Source organism: Prevotella sp. LMAG:51 (genome assembly GCF_008680225.1).
GTDB classification, from domain to species: domain Bacteria; phylum Bacteroidota; class Bacteroidia; order Bacteroidales; family Bacteroidaceae; genus Prevotella; species Prevotella pectinovora.
Genome location: NZ_NALQ01000026.1, coordinates 116,949 through 138,727 on the forward strand (window position 1 = coordinate 116,949; position 21,779 = coordinate 138,727).

The 21,779-nt window shown below is 44.8% G+C and carries 13 protein-coding genes; 7 read left to right on the forward strand and 6 right to left on the reverse strand.

The genetic code is table 11. The features are described from left to right. The first annotated feature begins 153 nt into the window (after window positions 1-153). Entirely contained in the window at window positions 154-1,215 is a 1,062-nt protein-coding gene (locus tag CCC32_RS09705) for a mannose-1-phosphate guanylyltransferase (protein WP_042517493.1), read from the forward strand. Window positions 1,216-1,570: 355 nt separating this feature from the next. Here CCC32_RS09705 and feoB read toward each other — a convergent pair whose 3' ends face one another. The 5 genes from feoB to CCC32_RS09730 all read right to left on the reverse strand — a co-directional run bounded on the left by feoB (window position 1,571) and on the right by CCC32_RS09730 (window position 11,008). Then, on the reverse strand, window positions 1,571-3,985 hold the full coding sequence (gene feoB / locus CCC32_RS09710) for a ferrous iron transport protein B (protein WP_044064866.1): 2,415 nt from the start codon (window positions 3,983-3,985) through the stop codon (window positions 1,571-1,573). A gap of 157 nt (window positions 3,986-4,142) precedes the next feature. Beyond that, window positions 4,143-4,874 carry an ABC transporter ATP-binding protein gene (locus CCC32_RS09715; protein WP_044064864.1) on the reverse strand — a complete coding sequence of 244 codons (732 nt, stop codon included), beginning with the start codon at window positions 4,872-4,874 and terminating at the stop codon, window positions 4,143-4,145. A gap of 119 nt (window positions 4,875-4,993) precedes the next feature. Then, a complete protein-coding gene (secA, locus tag CCC32_RS09720; protein ID WP_278842087.1) occupies window positions 4,994-8,305 on the reverse strand; it encodes a preprotein translocase subunit SecA in 3,312 nt (1,103 codons plus the stop codon). 110 nt (window positions 8,306-8,415) lie between these two features. Beyond that, the gene (locus CCC32_RS09725; protein WP_278842089.1) at window positions 8,416-9,858 is read right to left on the reverse strand and encodes an alkaline phosphatase family protein; all 1,443 of its coding nucleotides are present in this window, start codon (window positions 9,856-9,858) and stop codon (window positions 8,416-8,418) included. After that, complete coding sequence (locus CCC32_RS09730) at window positions 9,851-11,008, reverse strand: Lnb N-terminal periplasmic domain-containing protein (RefSeq protein ID WP_287074104.1); 1,158 nt, start codon at window positions 11,006-11,008, stop codon at window positions 9,851-9,853. The genes CCC32_RS09725 and CCC32_RS09730 overlap by 8 nt, the downstream gene beginning before the upstream one ends. A 135-nt stretch (window positions 11,009-11,143) precedes the next feature. On the opposite strand from CCC32_RS09730, the gene CCC32_RS09735 reads away from it, so the two are divergent. The 6 genes from CCC32_RS09735 (at window position 11,144) to CCC32_RS09760 (ending at window position 19,027) form a co-directional block, all read left to right on the forward strand. Then, window positions 11,144-11,881 (forward strand): type III pantothenate kinase, encoded by a 738-nt coding sequence (locus CCC32_RS09735; protein ID WP_042517610.1) that lies wholly within the window; start codon window positions 11,144-11,146, stop codon window positions 11,879-11,881. Further along, a complete protein-coding gene (bamG, locus tag CCC32_RS09740) occupies window positions 11,865-13,166 on the forward strand; it encodes a BamG family beta-barrel-assembly machinery protein (protein WP_287074467.1) in 1,302 nt (433 codons plus the stop codon). The genes CCC32_RS09735 and bamG overlap by 17 nt, the downstream gene beginning before the upstream one ends. A 2-nt stretch (window positions 13,167-13,168) precedes the next feature. Continuing rightward, window positions 13,169-13,807, forward strand: a complete 639-nt coding sequence (gene lptC / locus CCC32_RS09745) for an LPS export ABC transporter periplasmic protein LptC (protein ID WP_044072429.1) — start codon at window positions 13,169-13,171, stop codon at window positions 13,805-13,807. Window positions 13,808-13,816: 9 nt separating this feature from the next. After that, window positions 13,817-15,085 (forward strand): hemolysin family protein, encoded by a 1,269-nt coding sequence (locus CCC32_RS09750; RefSeq protein ID WP_287074109.1) that lies wholly within the window; start codon window positions 13,817-13,819, stop codon window positions 15,083-15,085. Between the two features lie 114 nt (window positions 15,086-15,199). Continuing rightward, on the forward strand, window positions 15,200-17,341 hold the full coding sequence (locus CCC32_RS09755; RefSeq protein ID WP_287074112.1) for a peptidylprolyl isomerase: 2,142 nt from the start codon (window positions 15,200-15,202) through the stop codon (window positions 17,339-17,341). A gap of 159 nt (window positions 17,342-17,500) precedes the next feature. After that, window positions 17,501-19,027 carry a DUF4301 family protein gene (locus CCC32_RS09760; protein WP_287074114.1) on the forward strand — a complete coding sequence of 509 codons (1,527 nt, stop codon included), beginning with the start codon at window positions 17,501-17,503 and terminating at the stop codon, window positions 19,025-19,027. A 192-nt stretch (window positions 19,028-19,219) separates the two neighbouring features. On the opposite strand, the gene glgP is transcribed toward CCC32_RS09760, so the two are convergent. Beyond that, window positions 19,220-21,778: an alpha-glucan family phosphorylase gene (glgP, locus tag CCC32_RS09765; RefSeq protein ID WP_287074117.1), complete on the reverse strand. Its 2,559-nt coding sequence runs from the start codon at window positions 21,776-21,778 to the stop codon at window positions 19,220-19,222. Between the last annotated feature and the right edge of the window lies 1 nt (window position 21,779).

The following is a 21,779-nucleotide window of genomic DNA, read 5'->3' on the forward strand; positions in this document are numbered from 1 at the left end:
ATTTCAGATGCCTCCAATCATGCTGATTTCTTCGTTTTGTTTTGTTTTTTTGGAAAAAATAATTAAGTTTGCAAAAGTTATATATCGGACACAAGATTATATCGTAGGGACAAGAAATTGAAGTTAGCAACAGAAATCTAAAATTGAAAATATATGAATAATAACCATCTTGTAATAATGGCCGGTGGAGTGGGCAGCCGCTTCTGGCCGATGAGTACAGCAGAATGTCCTAAGCAGTTCATCGACGTCCTCGGAGTGGGACGTTCTTTGTTGCAGTTGACATACGACCGTTTCGAAACAATCTGTCCGCCAGAGAATGTCTGGGTGGTGACAAATAAGAATTATGCAGAAATAGTGAAACAGCAATTGCCGGAAATACCGGCAAAGAATATCTTGTGTGAACCATGCCGCCGGAATACGGCACCATGTATCGCATACGTAAGCTGGAGAATCAAATCAGCTAATCCTGATGCCAATGTAGTTGTCACTCCGAGTGACCATGTTGTGATGGATGTTCCTGAATTCAAGAGAGTTGTGGGCAATTGCCTGAAATTCACGGCCGAGACGGATTCCATTGTCACTTTGGGAATGAAGGCGACACGTCCGGAGACTGGCTACGGATATATTCAGGCTGATCTGACCTGCTGTTCGCCACGCAACAAGGAAATCTACAGAGTTGATTCTTTCAAGGAAAAGCCTAATTTGGAAACAGCTCAGAAATATATTGCCGAGAGCAGATATTTCTGGAATGCAGGTATCTTCATCTGGAGCGTGAGGACCGTTGTCAACGCATTCAGGATTTACCAGCCTTCATTGGCAAATATATTTGAGAGTATCGCAGACGTGTACGGAACGGAAAATGAGCAGAAGGTGATTGACGAGAGATTCCCGGAGTGTGAAAACATTTCTGTTGACTATGCTATAATGGAGAAGGCTGAAGAGATTTTCGTATGTCCTGCAAGTTTCGGATGGAGCGACCTGGGGACATGGGGCTCTCTCTGGACTCAGACCAAGCATGACCTGATGGGCAACTCATTGATAGGCAATGGCATTTCCACTTTTGAAACTCGTAATTGCATTATCCATACCACAGAGAACAAGCAGGTTGTGGTTCAAGGTCTGGATGGTTATATCGTTGCGGAGAAGGATGGAAGATTGCTGATATGCAAACTCTCTGAAGAGCAAAGGATAAAACAATTCTCAGGACAGAACTGATCTGTTGTGATGATAATCCCCAAATCGGTCATCAGAACGTTTGATTGTCACTAATGACCGATTTGTAATAATCTGTACCAGTATCCGTTTGGCAAGTTTATGGACGAAGGGTTGAGAGTGTGAGAGTAGGGATGTAAAAACAGGACTACTCTTGCCTAATGCCATTTCTATACTGTATGCAGAATAAAAACAGGGTGTGTAATTCTTGATGAATCAACACACCCTGTTTCTATTTCATTTATAATCCGTTGTCTTTACGTTAGTTTCTTAATCCCGAAACGGTCATTAGACCGTTAAATGGTAGTCTTTTATAACTGTTTGTGCGGTCTTTTGCTTCTCCTAATGACCGATTTTCTTATAGAAACAATCTTGCAGTCTGGTAGACCAATGCAGAAATACACCATGCCGTAGCCGTGGTATATACGGCTGTGAATATAGCCCATTTCCATTTTCCCGACTCGTTCTTTATCGCTACTATCGTAGCCAGGCACGGGAAATACAACAGGACAAACAGCAGATAACAGAATGCTATCAATGGAGTCACCCCGTCTGCCGACATCTTACGGTATAGATTGCTGTATTTTGCCGTGTCCTGGGCTTCATCATCGGCTACTGTCTCATCGCCAGCGTAGAGTACGCCCATCGTGGAAGCCACGATCTCCTTGGCTCCTACACCGGAAATGAGTCCTATTGACAGTTTCCAGTCAAATCCCTGAGGCTTGAACACGGGCTCTACCACTTTTCCTATACTGCCGATATAGCTCTGCTCAAGCTGCTCCTGCTGGTTCAACTTGTCATTATGCGGGAAATAACCCAATGCCCACACTATTATACTGGCAACAAGGATGATGCCTCCCATCTTTTTCAGATATTGTTTTCCTTTCTCCCAGGTATGGCGCAAGATTGCCTTTGAAGTAGGGAAACGGTAAGGCGGAAGTTCCATCACGAATGGAACGTCCTCGCTCTTCACCAGCCAGCGACTGAACACCTTGCTCATGATTACCGCCACGGCAATGCCTATCACATAGAGAGAAATCATTATCGCGCTGCGGTATTTCAGTGCGAAGAACGTGCTCGTTATCATAATGTATATAGGCAATCTGGCAGAACAGCTCATGAACGGCAATATGAGCATCGTGATGAGGCGGCTCCTGCGGCTTTCGATGGTTCTCGTAGCCATCACGGCAGGCACATTGCATCCGAAGCCCATTATCAGAGGAATGAATGATTTTCCATGTAGCCCCATCTTGTGCATGAGCTTGTCCATGATGAAGGCTGCCCTGGCCATATATCCGCTGTCTTCCATGAATGAAATGAAGGCATAGAGGATGAGTATCTGTGGAAGGAATACTATAACCGAGCCTACACCTCCGATAATGCCGTCTACGAGCATTGCCTTCAGAGGGCCGTCAGACATCGTGTCGCTTATACACCCTCCTAATGCGCCAATCATACTGTCTATCCAGTCCATCGGATATTGTCCTAAGGAGAATGTCACCTGGAACATTATGTACAGAAGCAGGAAGAACAATGGAAAACCAAGATATTTGTTTGTTATGAGCTTATCCAGAGCATGCGTGGTCTGGTAAGTGTCCTCGATGTTTCCTTCCTGATATTCAGCCTCCTTGAGCGCACCATGTATGAAGCCGTATTTCGCGTTCATAATGGCTGTTTCGCTGTCCTCCTTGCACTCTTCCTTTATCCTTACCGCTTCTTTGTCGCGTAGTTTCAGAATCTCATTACCGTTGGGCAGTGTCTTGATAAACTCTTCAGCATGGCTGTCGTTTTCGAGCAACTTGATGGAAAGATAACGAGTGGAGTATTTGTATCGTATCTGCTCGTCTTCCTGTATGAGCTGCTTCACACGGTCAATTCCCTCTTCTATGTCTTTGCCATGATTTATGTGTATGTGTCTGAAGGTGGAATCCTGCCCCTCATACATGTCTATTATGGTCTGGAACAATTCGTCTATACCCCTTCCTGTTCTGAACACGGTAGGAATCATAGGTACTCCCAGGAGATGGCCCAGAACCTTATAGTTGAGCTTGTCGCCCCTTTCCTCAAATTCATCAAACATGTTGAGCGCGCAGACAATCCTTTGGTTCATGTCCACGAGTTGCGTTGTCAGGTAGAGGTTTCTCTCAATATTGCTTGAGTCGATTACATTGATGATAACGTCAGGCGTCTTGTCGATTATCTCGCGCCTCACGTATAGTTCTTCTGGGCTGTAGGCTGAGAGAGAGTATGTGCCGGGAAGGTCGATGAGGTTGAAGTTATAGCCTTTGTATTCAGCACGTCCTTCTTTGGCGTCTACGGTAACTCCTGAATAGTTGCCCACTCTTTCATGGGCTCCCGAAGCATAGTTGAAGAATGAGGTCTTGCCGCAATTCGGATTGCCCACAAGAGCTACATTGATGATTCTTCGTTTCTTTAGCGCTTCTTCGTGTAGATTGTTGAATTCCGTGTCTTGTTCGCTATTTGAAGCCACGGAGATTCCGTTTTCTTCTGTGGTGTCAGGATTGGCGATGTCTTTGTTTCTCGCTTCGCTCTCTGTGATGATTTCTATCATTGAGGCTTCGGTATGGCGCAAAGACACCTCATATCCCATTATCTTGTATTTAACGGGGTCGTGAAGAGGGGCATTCAGAAGAACCTCTACTTCTTGTCCTTTGATGAAACCCATCTCAACGATTCTCTTGCGAAAACCTCCGTGGCCCAACACCTTTACAATGACGCCTTTCTGTCCGGTGCTTAATTCTGATAATTTCATGATTCTGCTACTGTTACGATAATCCTGTTCGGTGGATTATTTCAATAATGCAAAGGTATAAAAAAAATGGTACAAGTTTTATATGCATAGATTAAAATACCTAATAATCGGTACTGCTTGAGCTATATCATACAAGACTTCACATTTCTGAGGCGCGTTAATCTTTGTTGAAGTATTGCTCAAGCTCATTCCTTGTATTTTCGTCATTCTCAGTTATGTAGCGTATGATTCTGCCGTGTTCCATCAATACGATTTTGTTTGATATGTCTACGGTATGCATCAGATTGTGACTACTTATTAATATTGATGCTCCGGTTTCCTTGTTATAGTCAACTAGCAGCTTCTTCAGGATGTTCTGGCTCGTAGGGTCAAGGAAATTGAACGGTTCGTCAAGAATTACAAGCTGGGGAGAATGTATGAGTGATGATATTATTCCGATTTTCTGTTTGTTTCCGGCAGACATGCTCCTTATCAATTTGTTTTGTCCTATGATTTCTCCATTCATGAAAGCGTCGAAACGTTGCAGATGTTCCGACAGTTCTTCTTTTGTTATGTTGCTTATTTTTGCTATGAATTCAAAATATTCTTCAGGAGAAAGATAGTCTATCAAGAAACTTTCATCAATGAATGCTCCTGTATATTTTTTCCATTCTTCATCCACATTGACGTTGGTGCCGTATGTCGATCCGTCTTTCATCCTGAATGTCAGGTGTACTTCACCTTCATCGGGTTTCAGCAAATCGAGCATCAAGCGGAATAGGGTGGTCTTGCCTGCTCCGTTGTTGCCGACAACGCCTAATAACGTATTGTCAGGGATTTCCAATGAGTCTATGTCTACTGCAACTTTGGTTGAAAATGATTTTTTCAGTTTATGAATCTGGATTTCCATAATCAGTCATTTATGGTTTTAGAATTGCGCAATTGAGTTTTGTGAAAAAAGCATTAAGGTGTATCATGGTATATAAATACGCATAGATACACCTTAATTGTCTCATCTTTTATATCGTCTTAAACGAGTCCTTTGCCATGACAGTTCTTGAACTTCTTTCCGCTGCCACAAGGACATGGGTCATTGCGACCGGGAAGCTTGTCTTTTACTATCGGTTCGTGATGCTGTTTGGCAGCCGTTTCTCTTGTGTCATGTTGGGCGGCAGCCTGCTGTGCAGAGTCGTTCAGGTCGACTTTCTCTTCTGTATAGCGCTGGCTTGGCTTGTCAGGAGCCGCTTCCTGCACTTCCTGCTGTTCCATTACCGGAATCTGGGCTCTCATCAATATGCTGACAATCTTGTTGTTCATCTGGTCTACCATATCGTCGAAGAGCTTTACGCTTTCCAGCTTGAAGATCACGAGCGGGTCTTTCTGCTCGTAAGAAGCATTCTGAACGCTGTGTTTCAGCTCGTCGAGCGCACGGAGGTTCTCTTTCCAGCATTCGTCGATGATATGGAGCATGATGGTCTTTTCGAATTCCTTCACCACGCTCTTGCCTTCAGTCTCGTATGCCTCCTTCAGGTTACAAGGTATGTTGTAAACCCTCTTGCCGTCGGCTATAGGCACCATAATGCGCTCATAGATAGCACCCTGCTCTTCATACACCTGCTTTATTACCGGGAATCCGACAGCCTGTATGCGGTCTGTCTTGCGCTTGAAGTCTGCTATAGCCATCTGGAAGGCTTTCTCAGCGAGATTGTTGTGGTTCTCGTTCAGGTATTCAGCTTCGGTGAAAGGACATTCCATAGCGAGAAGTTTCAGGAACTGCTCTTTGCATCCCTCATAATCATGGTTTTCGATTATGTTCACGACTCTATCCCAGATTATGTTGGTTATGTCCATGCCAATGCGTTCACCCATTAGGGCGTGGCGGCGCTTGTCATACACCACAGTACGCTGCTTGTTCATCACGTCGTCATATTCCAGGAGGCGCTTACGGATACCGAAGTTGTTTTCCTCAACTTTCTTCTGTGCCCTTTCGATACTCTTCGACATGAGTGAGCTCTCAATTCTCTCGCCTTCTTTTATACCCATGCGGTCCATGACGCGAGCAATGCGCTCACTTGCAAAAAGACGCATCAGCTTGTCTTCAAGGCTGACGTAGAACACGGAACTTCCAGGGTCGCCCTGACGGCCGGCACGTCCTCTGAGCTGACGGTCTACGCGGCGGCTCTCGTGTCTCTCCGTACCGATGATTGCCAATCCTCCAGCGTCTTTCACTTCCTTAGAAAGCTTGATGTCGGTACCACGGCCAGCCATGTTGGTAGCGATGGTGACAGTCTTGCTGAGACCAGCCTTGGCCACGATGTCGGCCTCGTGCTGATGAAGTTTTGCGTTGAGTACATTGTGAGGAATATGTCTCATCGTGAGCATCTTTGAAAGCAGCTCCGAGATTTCAACTGATGTCGTACCTACAAGTACCGGACGGCCTTGGTTGATCATTTCCTGTATCTCCTCAATCACGGCATTATATTTCTCTCTTGCTGTCTTGTAGAGTCTGTCGTCGAGGTCCTTTCTCAGTACCGGGCGGTTGGTAGGAATTTCAACCACATCCAGTTTGTAGATATCCCAGAACTCACCTGCTTCCGTGCTTGCAGTACCGGTCATTCCCGAAAGCTTGTGATACATACGGAAATAGTTCTGAAGGGTGATTGTAGCGAATGTCTGTGTGGCCTCTTTCACTTTGACGTGCTCTTTTGCCTCAACAGCCTGATGGAGTCCGTCGCTCCACTGGCGACCCTCCATGATACGGCCTGTCTGCTCGTCCACAATCTTAACTTCTCCGTCCATAACGACATATTCGTCGTCTTTGTTGAACATAGTGTATGCCTTGAGCAGCTGCTGCAAGGTGTGTACTCGTTCGCTCTGTACTGAGTAGTGGTTGAGAAGTTCGTCTTTCTTGTCAAGTCTGTCCTGCTCAGAGAGGTTCTCGTTCTCCAGATTAGAGAGCTGGGTCGTGATGTCTGGCAACACGAACAACTCCTTGTCGTTCACTTCCTTTGCCAGCCATTCCGTTCCCTTGTCTGTAAGGTCAACGGAATTCAGCTTCTCGTCAACGACAAAATACAATGGTTCAACAGCTTCCGGCATGCGGCGGTTGTTGTTCTCCATGTATATCTCTTCAGTCTTCAGCATTCCTGACTTGATGCCGTCTTCAGAGAGATATTTGATGAGTGGCTTGTTCTTTGGAAGGGCCTTATGTGAACGGTAGAGACTCAGGAAACCTTCGTCCATCTTTTTCTGGTCATTGTTCTTCTGACCTTCAGCGATGAGCTGCTTTGCCTCTGAAAGATACTTTGTTGCAAGTTTCCTTTGCACTTCAACCAGTTTCTCTACCAACGGCTGGTATTCCTCAAACATCTGGTCGTCTCCGTTCGGCACCGGACCGGAAATGATAAGTGGTGTACGTGCGTCGTCAATCAATACGGAGTCAACCTCATCGACGATGGCGTAGTTGTGCTTTCTCTGAACGAGGTCGGCTGGAGATAACGCCATGTTGTCGCGAAGATAGTCAAAGCCGAATTCGTTGTTCGTACCGAAAGTGATGTCTGCCTGATATGCATTCCTTCTTTCCTGTGAGTTCGGACGATGCTTGTCGATGCAGTCTACTGAAAGACCGTTGAACTCGTACAATGGACCCATCCACTCCGAGTCACGCTTTGCCAGATAGTCGTTCACGGTTACGACATGCACACCGTTTCCTGTCAGGGCATTAAGGAATACAGGGAGTGTTGCCACGAGGGTCTTTCCTTCACCGGTAGCCATCTCCGCAATCTTTCCCTGATGCAGTACGATACCTCCGAAGAGCTGTACGTCATAGTGCACCATGTCCCATTTGAGGTCGTTTCCACCCGCCATCCAGTGGTTGCTGTAGATAGCCTTGTCGTCTTCGATTCTTACGAAATCCTTTGTAGCTGCAAGTTCACGGTCGAAATCATTTGCAGTAACAACCACTTCGTCGTTCTCGGCAAATCTTCTGGCTGTATCCTTCATGATGCTGAAGGCAACAGGCAGTATCTCGTTGAGCACTACTTCATATTTGTCCAGGACTTCCTTTTCCAACTTGTCTATCTGATTGAAGATTTCCTCTCTCTCATCGATAGGCGTGTCTTCGATTTTAGACTTCAGACCCTTGATCTGTTCCTTTTCATTGGCTACTGCGTCCTGCAATTGTTTCTGCAGTTCTTTTGTGCGTTCTCTCAGCTGGTCGTTTGTGAGAGCTTTGATTTCGGGGTAAGCAGCTTTTACCTTCTCTACGATAGGCTGAATCTGCTTCATATCGCGTGTTGACTTGTCGCCAAAAAGCGATTTCAGTAAATTGTTGAATCCCATTATATATTATGCTTTTTTTATTTCTTGATTATATTCGTGTGCAAATTTATACAATTTATTCCTTTTAAGGGCATTAACATCTATTTATTATTGTTTTGCACGTTGTTTTTTTAGAATAGAGGTTCGCCTTTGCTTGCATTCGGGGCTCTGATTCTTATAGTTTTTGATATTGTCGGGGCTATTCTGTCGGCGCAGACAGGAGTCGTCACCACTTCGCCTTTCAGTCCGAAACCGTAAAAGATTATCGGGAAATTCTGACAGTTTGCCCCTTGTATATATGTTTCTCCATTGTCTTCGTTGGCTATGTTCCAACCTGGCAACACCTCAACGAGAAGGTCGCCGCTGTTCCGTAAATTGTATGAGTTCCTTACCGTTTCCGATTCAGATGTATAGAAAGACAGGATGTCGTTTGCCGAAAGGCAATTGCCCACTCCCTGGCATTGCCTGATGAATATTTTCGACAATTCGCAGATCTGGTTTGTGTTAAGTCGCTTCTTGTCAAACAGTTTGTTGTTGAAGTATATCTGGTCGCGGCTGTAACCCTCTATGTATTTGTCATTTCCATACAAAGCCCCGAGGTAAAGGTTCAGGAGGTTTGATGCCCTGTTGATATAGAAAGTGCCGCCAGGTATCCTTAACTTCTTTTCTTCTGCGGTTCTGGCCTCGTTGTAGTATCCGGTGGAGTTTATGACGAAAAGCACGTTGGACAATCCCACTTTCGAGCTGATTGTATTTATCAATCTGCCGATGTTGTTGTCCAGATCCGTATATATGAACTGCTTGTCGGTTGATTTGGATTCAGGTCGGTTTGCCTTGTAAGTCACGAACAGCATGTCCGGCGTGTTGTCTGCTCCCAATGAATATTCATTGAGGCAGTGGATGGCAAAGTCTGTCACGTTTGTGTTTGACTTTACATCTCCGGTCTTGATCCGGTTGCTGGAGTTGTAGGTTTCCAGTCTGCGGTCTTCTTTCTGATAATATGATGTAGTGCACCATTTTCTTTCTTTCGTGTCAATCCAGTAAGCTCCGTCGGCATTGTGTCCTGCGGGGATTATGGCGGAAACCGGGTCTTCGGCAATGCTGATGACTACAGATTTTTTGTTGGCAATCTTCAGTTCGTCGCTGATGGTAGTCGTCTGTACGTTCTCCGCGGAATTCCTTTCCAAGGTGGAGATACCGTCGAAATTGTTGTCTTCAACGCATGAAACGATTTTCATGTTGTTCCGGTCAAACCATTTTTCAGCAATGATGCCGTTGTATCTCGGAGAGGTTCCTGTGTTTATGCTGGAGATAGAAGATGCCAGGTCTGCAGATGCGAAATTTAATCTTGCGTCTGTGAACACGATACCGTTGCGTAGGATTTCCTTGAATCCGTTTTCCTTGTAGAATCGCTTGTAGTCAGACAGCAGATCCGAACGCAGCTGGTCGATGGTGATGTTTACAACAAGCCTTGGCACAGATGTATGGATCTGTGCTCTTGCAGTGCCGCAAGCCAAAATGGCTATTGTGGTCGCCGTTATTATACTGTATTTCGTAGCCGTTGTTTTAATCATTCTTTCTCGTTGCATATAGATTGCAGCAATTTTTCAATAGCAAAGATAATGCCAAAAGAGGCATCCCCTCAGCGTAAACTTGTATTAATCGTCCTGACAGGCCTATGCAGAGCATTATGGAAAGGAAAGTCCAGGCCTTTCTTAGTTTCCTTTCGTTTCGTTTGTTCTTGATGATGTATATTGCCCAATACAAATTCAGCGGGCATAATATGAATATTTGCAGATTGGTACTTGTTGTCGGGTGCTCAGAGAAGAGCATGACGAACAGAATCAATCCTGCCAGTCCGCTCGCGAGCAACAACGAGATGTCTACCCAGAGGAACCTCTTTTTTGTCTTGAATTCCGCAACGACTATCGCAGCGATTAATAATAATAATGTAATAAAGACGAATTGAGGCGTCACTTTTGTCTTTCCCGCAATCGCGTAATCGTTTCCTTTTACGATGATTTCGGTGTTTTTCACCAAAGGCCTTGCGCTTCCGTCTGCCGATACAATCTTTGCCTGGCCGAAATCCCTCATCAGATTGTCTGGCAAGAACTGCTGCTCCTCGCGTGTTGTCTGCATGTCGGCTTTGAATCCTAGCAGAAGGTCGTTGCCGAAGCTTGCCCATGAGTAATTGGCGTTGCAGCCGTGTATCAGGTCTCTGAATGATACAGACCTGTCAATGCCGTTTTTGTATTCTATCTTGCCATTGATTGACTTCAGGATGATGTCTCTCGCTTTGGTGGTGCAGTTGTTGTAGAAATAGTTGTATCTGTATACCCTGGCATTGGCGTAATTGTCCTGCAGGGCTTTGAGCAACTGTCCTTTTTCTTCTGGCGTAAGATTTATTTCCTGTTGTGTGACCTGTGATCCGAAATACTGGTATTCGTAGCAGAAATCGTTAAAGTCCTGTATCCCCATTTCATAGTCTGTCAGCCCCAAGACAAACCTGGCGACGAAAAAGGGTTTCTTGAAGGAAAACATACCGTAATTGACCACGATGTCAGTCTTCGATGCCTTGTCCTCGTATCTTATCGCCGTGTGTCCGTAGAGACTGTAAATCTCGTCGTGGGGCGAACATGTAAGCAGGCTGACTCTGATCGAGTCGGCTGGAGTTTCGGCATAATTGGTTGTGTTACCTATTGCTATCTTGCTGATATCAAGCAAGATGAACGTTAAAAGTAACCTATATAAAAAAATATTCAGCTTTTTCACGATGCAAAAATAAGCGATATTTTTCACTTATAGTTATGAAGTTTCGATTTTTTTCAATAATTTTGCAGCTCACAAATTTTGAATAGAGTGAATTTAATCGTTGATATTGGCAATACATGCGTCAAACTGGTGTGTTTTGATGATGGTGAAGTTATAGAAGAGAAACGCGTTGATGGCAACGACGTCGTGGCCTTGTCGCGGTTTTGTTCGAAGTATCCGTTTTCAAAAGGTATAGTGTCTTCAGTTTCGTCTGTTTCAGATTCATTTATGGAGAAACTGAAAGGGCTTCCGTTCCGTGTTTTGGAATTTGAAAGTGGCGTGACGCCCGTGCCGGTTTCAATCGGATACAACACTCCGTTGACTTTAGGGACGGATCGTCTCGCTGCCGTCGTAGGGGCGAATGATTGTTCGCCAGGTAAGGATATACTCGTCATTGATATCGGAACCTGCGTCACTTACGACTTAATCAGCTCGTCAGCAGAATATTTGGGTGGGAACATCTCGCCAGGACCTACGATGCGCTTGAAGGCGTTACACGAATACACCTCACGACTCCCTTTGGTGGAAAGAAGGGGAGAGGCTCCTCTGGTAGGTTATTCTACGGAAACTGCGATAAGAAGTGGTGTTTTGCATGGCATAGAGTATGAGATAAATGGCTATATCCATAGGTTTTTGACTAAATATCCACACCTTTTTGTATATTTAACAGGTGGTGTACAATTAGATTTGCATTTCTCGGAAAAAATCACCATCTTTGCAGACAGATTCATAGTCCCGAAAGGACTTAACCGAATATTAGAATATAATGATGAAATCAACAAATAGGGTATTTTGCGCTTTTGCAGCGCTTGCATTTTCTATAGGTATATATGCTCAGAGTGGCACAAACTCTCCTTACAGCCAATATGGATTGGGAGTGTTGAGCGACCAGACAAGCGGCTTCAACCGAGGAATGAATGGGGTGGGGCTTGGCTTCAGAGAGCACAACCAAGTGAACTTCATAAATCCGGCGTCTTATTCTGCAGTTGACTCCCTTTCTTTTATCTTCGATGTGGGATTCTCCGGCCAGATCACCAACTTCAATGAAAGCGGCAAGAAAATCAATGCCAAGAATGCAGACTTTGAATATGCTGTAGCGGCGTTCAGAGTTGCAAAAGGTTTCGGCGTGAGTTTCGGTATCCTGCCATATACCAACGTGGGATATAACTATACCTCTTCAACACCAGGAAGCAATGTCCTCTCGACCACATATTCAAATTCATATTACGGAGAAGGAGGCTTGCATCAGGTGTATGTGGGCTTAGGCTATCAGTTGTTCAAAGGATTCTCCCTGGGAGCCAATGTCTCATATCTGTGGGGCCGCTACGACAAGACAGTGACGAATTCATACAGCGACTCCTATGCTAAGACAATCCAGAAAGTGTATTCCGCTTCGGTGACAAACTACAAGCTGGATTTCGGTGTCCAATACGCATTCGCCGTGGACAAGAAAAACGAGTTCACCCTTGGAGCTACATACTCTCCCGGGCATGATATTGGAGGAAACCCTTCATGCGTGGTTACTTCGACAAATCCAACGACGTCAACTCCGGAAACGGCACCGTATTCCTTGAAAGAAGGTCTAAAGATACCTACCATAGTTGGCGCAGGCTTGGCGTGGAACAATGCCAACCGCATCAAGTTGGGAGTGGATTACAGCTTCCAGAAATGGAGCGGAATAGGTTTCCCTGTTTATGTCGTGAACAATCAGGTTCCGGCTTATGTGATGAACAACGACTATTATAGCGACCGTCATAAAATCAATGTGGGCGGCGATTTCTGCGGTGATGAAAACAACCGCAGCTTCTTGAAACGTCTGCATTTCCGTGCTGGTGCTTCATACGCTACACCATATTATAAAATAAACGGACAAGACGGCCCGAGCGAGATCAGTGTGAGCGCCGGTTTGGGAATTCCTATCATGAACAGCTATAACAATCGTTCCATGCTCAACATTTCCGGACAGTGGGTACGCACTTCTGCAAAGAATTTCATAAAAGAGAATACATTCAGAATCAACATTGGACTGACATTCAATGAGCGTTGGTTCATGAAGTGGAAAGTGGATTGATGATGAAGACACCTTTCTTCTTATTGGCAGTTTCATTGTTTTTGGCCGTTTCCTGCTCTCAGGAGAAGGAACATACCGCACCGGCAATAAATCCCAAGGATTCCGTTTCGCTGATGACATCCTTCGGAGTCAATACCCTCATATCCGATTCCGGGGTCATGAAGTATAGAATCGTGACGGAGAAATGGGAAGTCAATGAAGTGCGGAATCCGTCAAGATGGATGTTTGAACGGGGGCTGTTCCTGGAACAGTTTGACGAGAGATTCCACGTCCAGGCCTATATACAATGTGATACTGCCTATTACTATGACAAAAACAAGGTGTGGGAGCTCAGAGGCCGGGTCCGTATCCGCACGTTGGATGGCGTGAGGTTCTCAAGCGAGGAGCTGTTCTGGGATCAGAACCGCCATGAACTCTACAGCAACAAGTTCTCCCGCGTGGTCTCACCGGACAGAGAGCTGCAGGGCGCATATTTCAGAAGCGACGAAAGAATGACACATTATTTCATCAGCAACACCAAGGGCTCGTTCCTCAAAGGCAACGTGTTCAATAGTGAGAGCGACACTATCGTAAACGCTCCTGATACGACAAAACAAAAACTTAGATTGCCAGTTACGCCTGCAGCAAGGAAAAACATTTAAATTATCTCTATGGAAGAAGTATCTATATCTTTGGTGGTCGGTATTTTTATAACATTGCTTCTGTCTGCTTTCTTTTCCGGCATGGAAATCGCTTTCGTGTCGAGCAACAGGATGCTTGCCGAGATGGACAAAGGCTCATCTAAACTGACCCGAAGACTTCAGACGTTCTTTTACAAGAACCCCAATGACTTCGTGAGCACGATGCTTGTGGGCAACAATATCGTGCTGGTCGTATATGGAATCTTTGTGGCAAGACTGCTTGACAACACAATCTTCAAAGGACTTGACCCGGCAATTTCTGTTACGGCAGACACTATACTCTCTACACTTGTAGTACTCTTCACAGGAGAGTTCCTGCCAAAGACATTGTTCAAAAGCAACCCCAACAAGTTCTTTTCATTCTTTGTCTTCCCGGCATACCTGTTCTATCTGCTGCTATGGCCGGTTTCCCGTTTTTCCACTTTACTGTCCAAAATCCTGCTTAAAATAAGCGGAGTGAAGGTAGACAAGGACAATGATGACGGGGAGTTTTCAAAAATAGACTTGGATTACCTTGTGCAGTCGAGTATTGACAATGCTACCGACAACTCTCAGATAGATGATGAAGTCAGGATATTCCAGAATGCATTGGAATTCTCCGACACCAAAGTCAGGGACTGCATGGTGCCCCGCACCGAGATATGTGCAGTAGAAAAGTCGTCGTCGCTTTCAGATTTGAAAAACATATTCATAGAGAGCGGGAAATCCAAAATCCTGGTATACGATAACGACATCGACCATATCATAGGCTATATACATTCATTGGAATTATTCCGGAATCCAAATGACTGGCACAATCATATCAGAACAATGCCATTCGTTCCTGAAACCATGTCTGCCAGAAAGATGATGCAGACCTTCCTTCAGCAGAAGAAAAGCCTCGGCGTAGTCGTCGACGAGTTCGGAGGAACGAGCGGAATCATATCCCTCGAAGATATCGTGGAAGAGATTTTCGGCGACATTGAAGACGAACACGACAATTCAAATTATATAGCGCAGAAGAATTCTGATGGAACATACCTCCTCTCAGCGAGACTGGAGATAGACAAGGTGAACGACTTGTTTTCTCTCGATATTCCCGAAAGTGAGGATTATATGACCATTGGCGGCTTCATACTCCACGAATATGAAAACTTCCCCAAGTTGAATGAAGTAGTCAGAATAGGACGCTTTGAGTTCAAGATTATAAAGAATACCATGACCAAAATAGAGCTGGTACGCCTAAAAGTTATTGATTAGTCAATATTTTTGGCGCAAAATTTATTTTTGTCTTATCTTTTTTGTAATTTTGTGCGCTAAAGTGGAAATATAACATTTTAGAACATAAAAATAATAATTAAATAAAACAAATTAATGGCAGCATTAGGAAAAATTAGAAGCCATGGCGCAATATTGGTAGGAGTTATCGGTGCCGCGCTATTGGCGTTTATCGCTGAAGAAGCTTTCCGTTCGTGTGACTCTCATAAGAATGAGAGCCGACAGCAAATCGGCGAAGTGTTAGGCGAAAAAGTCAGCATGCAGGAGTATCAGAAGCTTGTTGATGAGTTTACAAATGTATTGAAGATTACTCAGGGTCGAGACAACCTTACTGACGACGAGTTGAATCAGGTGAAGGATCAGGTTTGGCAGACATACGTGCAGAACCGTATCATCGAAGAAGAGGCCAAGAAGCTGGGGCTCACCGTAACGGACAAGGAGCTTCAGAACGTTCTCGCCGCAGGTACAAACCCAATGCTTTTGCAGACTCCTTTCGTGAACCAGCAGACAGGACGCTTCGACGCCAACATGCTGAAGAAGTTCTTGACAGAATACAAGTCGGCAAAGACCACAAATCCTCAGATGGCTGAGCAGTATCAGAGCATCTATAATTTCTGGACATTCGTAGAGAAGAGCTTGAGACAGCAGATTCTTGCAAGCAAGTACCAGTCGCTTTTCGCCAACTGCTTCTTGTCAAATCCGGTATCAGCAAAGATGGCTTTCAAGGAAGATACAGAGGAGAGCAATATCCAGCTCGCTGCATTCCCATACGCCGACATCAACGATAACACCATCAAGGTTACTGATGAAGAGCTCAAGGCTAAGTATGAAGAACTGAAGCCAAGATTCAAGCAGTTCGTTGAGACACGCGACATCAAATACGTCGATGTAAAGGTAGTTGCCTCAAATGCAGACAAGGCAGAGCTGAACAAGGAATTCAAAGCCTATGAAACTGAAATCAGAGGCGTGGAAGACCCAACACAGTTCATGCACAAGACCGCTTCTTTGGTAAACTATTTGGGTATTCCTCAGACAAAGGCAGCCTTCCCATCCGACATTGCCGCAAGACTTGATTCCATGGCAGTCGGTTCAACCACAGGAGTAGTGGAGAACAAGCAGGACAACACTCTCAACATCATTCGACTGTTGTCAAAGTCTGAGTTGCCAGACTCTGTCCAGTTCCGTGCAATTCAGGTAGTAGGAGCAACTCCGGATGCCGTAAAGAAGAGTGCTGACAGCATTTACACCGCACTTGAGAACGGAGGTGATTTCGAGGCTATTGCTAAGAAATATAACCAGACTGGTGAGAAGCAATGGATAACTTCAGCACAGTATCAGAATGCGCCTTCTATGGATGCAGATACAAAGAACTACATTAACACCCTCAACACTCTTGGAGTGAATGCAATCAAGAACATATCATTGCAGCAGGGCAGTTTGATCGTTCAGGTTACAGACCGCAAGGCAATGACTTCTAAGTATGTTGCCGCTGTAATCAAGAAGGAGATCAAGTTCTCTAAGAATACATACAGCACAGCATTCAACAAGTTCAGCCAGTTCGTCAGCGAAAGTCAGACACTTCAGGCTCTCGAGAAGAATGCCGCTAAGTATGGATACCAGTTGCAGGAGCGCAACGATGTTTCTACACAGGAACATTTCGTCGCTGGCATCCATGGAACCCGTGATGCAATGAAATGGCTGTTTGATTCAGAAGACGGAAAGATTTCTCCATTATATGAGTGTGGAGACAATGACCACCTGTTGGTATTGGCTCTGACAAAGACTCACGAGAAGGGTTATCGTTCATTCGATGACAGCAAGGTGAAGGAATATCTGAAGCAGGAAGTCCTCAGAGACAAGAAGGCTGAGCAGATCATCGCCAAGGTGAAAGGAGTGAACAGCATTGCTGCTGCAAAGGCAAAGGGTGCCAAGGTTGTAGAACTCAATCAGGTGACATTTGCTTCTCCAGCATTCGTAACTCTTACAGGTTCGAGCGAACCGGCATTGAGCGGAGCTGTTGCAGCTACAGCAAAGGGTAAGTTTGTCAACCACGCTGTAAAAGGTCAGGCTGGTGTTTATCTCTTCCAGGTTATAAGCAAGAGCAACCGCCCAGGCAAGTTCAATGAGAAAGAGTATGAGCAGCGTCTCAAGCAGAAGGCAATGCAATATGCTGGCAATTTCATGCAGGAGCTTTATTTCAAGGCTAATGTAGTAGACAACAGATACTTGTTCTTCTAAATAAAAGATATAAATCCGATAAAAATGGCATACGATATTGTTTCGTATGCCATTTTTTTTCGTTTAAAGTCTTTTCATATGAAGTTTTTTTGTAATTTTGTAGGGTAATCTTACTTTAGAATATCGATAACTATTATATAATCTTTAAAACAAATACTTATGGTGACATTTTCTCCTAAGGATTTAGAGCAAATCTCAGAAAAAGGAATTACCCAGTCCAAGATCGAAAGACAATTGGACGAGTTTAAGACAGGTTTCCCATATCTTAAGTTGGAAGCTGCAGCAAGTGTAGGCAAAGGAATAAAGTCAATTGCTGCTGGTGACATCTCCAAATATATTGATTTGTGGAATCAATACAAGATGGGAGACAAGAAGATACTGAAGTTCGTACCTGCAAGTGGAGCTGCAAGCAGGATGTTCAAGAATCTTTTCGCCTTTCTTAGTGCCGAATATGACGCTCCGGAAACAGATTTCGAGAAAGCTTTCTTCAGCAATATTGAGAAATTCGCTTTCTATAACGTCTTAGATAAAGTTTGTAAAGAGAAAGAGAATTGCAGTATTCATGAGTTGATGGAGAAAGGCTGCTACAAGACTGTGGTTGATTACCTGCTGAATGACAAGGGGCTCGGTTACGGTCAGTTGCCGAAAGGATTGCTGCTCTTCCACAAATATGTCGGCACTCAGAGAACTCCGTTGGAAGAACATCTCGTTGAAGGTGCACTTTACGCCAACTGTAATGGTGTGGTACATCTACATTATACGGTAAGTCCAGAACACAAGAACTTGTTTGAAGACTGCGTCAATCATGTAAAAGGAGAATACGAATCTAAGTTCAATGTCAGATATTGTGTTTCTTTCTCCGTTCAGAAACCATCTACGGATACTATTGCTGTAAATCCGGACAACACTCCATTCCGTAATTCCGATGGAAGCCTTCTTTTTCGTCCAGGTGGTCACGGAGCATTGATAGAGAATCTTAATGATGTTGATGCTGATATCGTTTTCATCAAGAATATAGACAATGTAGTCCTCGATAAGTTCAAGGAAGATACCGTTACATACAAACAGCTACTTGCAGGAGTGCTCGTATCTCTTCAGACAAAGGCGTTTGAGTATCTTAGACTTCTTGAGAGCGGACAATTTGATGATGACACGTTGAAAGAAATTGTAAGGTTCCTCGAGCAAGAACTATGTTGCCATAAACCAGGAATAAACGACTTGGAAGGCGCAGAACTTGTGGCATATCTTAAGAAGAAGCTTAATCGCCCGATGCGTGTATGTGGAGTAGTGAAGAATGTTGGCGAACCAGGTGGCGGACCTTTCCTTGCTTATAATAGTGATGGTACCGTCAGCCTGCAGATACTCGAGAGCAGCCAGATAGACAAAGATAATTCTGACTATACGAAGATGTTCACAGAGGGTACGCATTTCAATCCTGTTGATTTGGTTTGTGCGACAAAGGATTACAATGGGGATAAATTTAATTTGCCTGATTTCGTTGACCGTTCCACAGGTTTTATCAGCAGCAAAAGCAAGAACGGAAAGGAACTTAAAGCATTGGAACTACCGGGATTGTGGAATGGTGCAATGAGTGATTGGAATACTGTATTTGTTGAAGTACCTCTGTCAACATTCAATCCTGTGAAGACGGTAAACGATCTGTTGCGTGAACAGCATCAGGGATAATAATCCGAAAAATACAATACTGTTTTTACAATGAAACCAATAATGGTGTGTCGCGATACGATATCTCAGACACACCATTATTATTAAGGGGATGCATCAGAAATGTGATGCATCCCCTTATCTGATCATAACGAAAATAGGAGATAAACACCAATGAATTGTGCTTACCTCCTAATCGTTTTCATTTGCACATTATCCAAGCCATTTCACATAGCAGAAATCCTGTCTGTGTGGAAGGTTTTCATTCTTTGGATACATTCTGACACCGGTCTTGAAAGAGCCGGCTTCGTCAGCTTCTATCGTTGCTTCGAAGATATAGTTGTTGCCGTCCTTGCCAATTATGTTGAAAGGATGCTTGTTAACAACATATTCCTCTCCGTTATTGTTTGTCTTTACAACAACGACCTCCAATCCGACAGCGTCATTAAGGCCCTGCTCATCAATGACATATCTTACTTTATATGTCTCGCCGGTAACCATTCCTGTTGATGGGATGTCGGTTTCTTTTGAAACTACATTGATAGAATCCCAACGCTCGGCCACGGTTTCCTTCCACTGGGCAATCTCTTTGGCGAGACTGTAGTTGTTGCTTTCAAGCTTGTGGAAACGCTTTGCCTCCTTGCAGTAGAACTTGTCGTAATAGTCGTCAAGCTGTCTCTTCATTGTGTAATGAGGAGCAATCTGAGCGATAGAGTTCTTGATTACTTTTATCCAGCCTTCGCTGTAGTTCTTCTCTCCCTTGTTGTAGTACAGAGGAATGATTTCGTTCTCAAGAAGACCATATATAGTGGCAGCATCGAGCTGATCCTGATAGCCTTGGTTCTTGTATGTGCGCTTCTCTGTGAGAGCCCATCCTGCACCTTCTCTGTAGCCTTCAAGCCACCAGCCGTCGAGGACGGAAAGGTTTACGACTCCGTTCATCTCTGCTTTCTCTCCAGAGGTGCCAGATGCCTCAAGTGGTCTGGTTGGAGTATTCATCCAGATGTCAACACCGGATACGAGTCGTCTAGCCAGACGCATGTCGTAGTCTTCGAGGAAAATGATTTTGCCCAAGAACTCTGGGCGCTGCGAAATCTCGTAGATTTTCTTGATAAGTCCCTGTCCTGCACCATCTGCCGGATGAGCTTTACCAGAGAACAGGAATTGTACCGGGTGCTCAGGGTCGTTGACAATCTTTGAAAGGCGGTCAAGGTCTGTGAACAACAAGTGTGCTCGTTTGTAAGTAGCGAAACGGCGGCAGAATCCTATCATCAGAGCATTAGGGTTGATTTTCTCCAGAAGTGATACCACTCTTGATGGGTCACCCTGGTTCTTCAGCCACGTTTCACGGAACTTCGAACGGATATAGTCTGTAAGCTTCTTCTTCAAAGCCATGCGGGTACCCCAGATCACATCATCCGGCACGTTGTAGATATTTTGCCAGATTTTTTCGTTGCTCTGGTCGCTCATGAATGTCTCGTCGAAGTACTGGGCATAAAGCTTGCGCCATTCTGTAGCTGCCCATGTAGGGAAGTGTACACCATTTGTAACGTATCCCACATGATTCTCTTCCGGATAGTATCCGTTCCAGATGTTGTTGAACATCTTCTGGCTTACCCATCCGTGCAGTTTGCTCACACCGTTCACTTCCTGACATGTGTTGCATGCAAACACAGACATACAGAATCTCTCGCTGTGATCATCAGGGTTGTTGCGTCCCATACCGATGAACTCATCCCATGTTATGCCTAGCAGCTGAGGATAGCCGCCCATATATTTTCCGAAGAGAGCCTCGTCGAAATAGTCGTGACCTGCCGGTACTGGTGTGTGAACAGTATAAAGAGAAGAAGCTCTTACGAGTTCCATGGCCTGGTTGAATGTCAGTCCTTCTTTCACGTAGTCGCAAAGGCGCTGCAGGTTACAGAGGGCAGCGTGGCCTTCATTGCAATGGTAGATGTCCTTCTTGATGCCAAGTTTCTTCAGCAAAAGGATACCACCCATACCCAGGAGAATCTCCTGCTTCAGTCTGTTCTCCCAATCGCCACCATAGAGTGAGTGGGTGATAGGGCGGTCGAATTCAGAATTCAGCTCATTGTCTGTATCAAGGAGATACAAAGGCACGCGGCCGACGTTTACTCTCCATACATAGGCGTGAACGTTGTAATTCATATAAGGCACATCAATTACCAACGGTTCTCCGTTTTCGTCGAGCTGACGTACGATAGGCAGAGAATTGAAGTTCTGTGCGTCATAATTTGCAATCTGCTGTCCGTCCATGCTCAACGACTGCTTGAAGTATCCGTATCTGTAGAGGAAGCCAACACCACACATGTTGACGTTGCTGTCGGAAGCCTCTTTCATATAGTCACCGGCAAGCATTCCCAAACCGCCAGAGTAGATTTTCAGTACCTGGTTGATACCGAATTCCATGCAGAAATATGCAACTGACGGACGTTTGCTGTCTGGTTTTACGTTCATATATTTGTGGAACAACGCATAAACGTCCTTCACACGCTTCATCAGAGCCTTGTCTTTCACAATCTCTTCTTTCCTCTCGTAGCTCAACTGCTCGAGAAGCAATACAGGATTGTGTCCAACTTCTTCATAAAGTTCTTCATCAAGGCTTCTCCACAAGTCGCGTGCCTCGTAGTTCCATGCCCACCACATGTTATGAGCCAACTCGTCCAGGCATTTCAGTTGCTCAGGGAGTTTTGATTTCACTGTCACCTCTTTCCACTGGGGAGCATTGACATGATCTGCTTTAATTTTCATT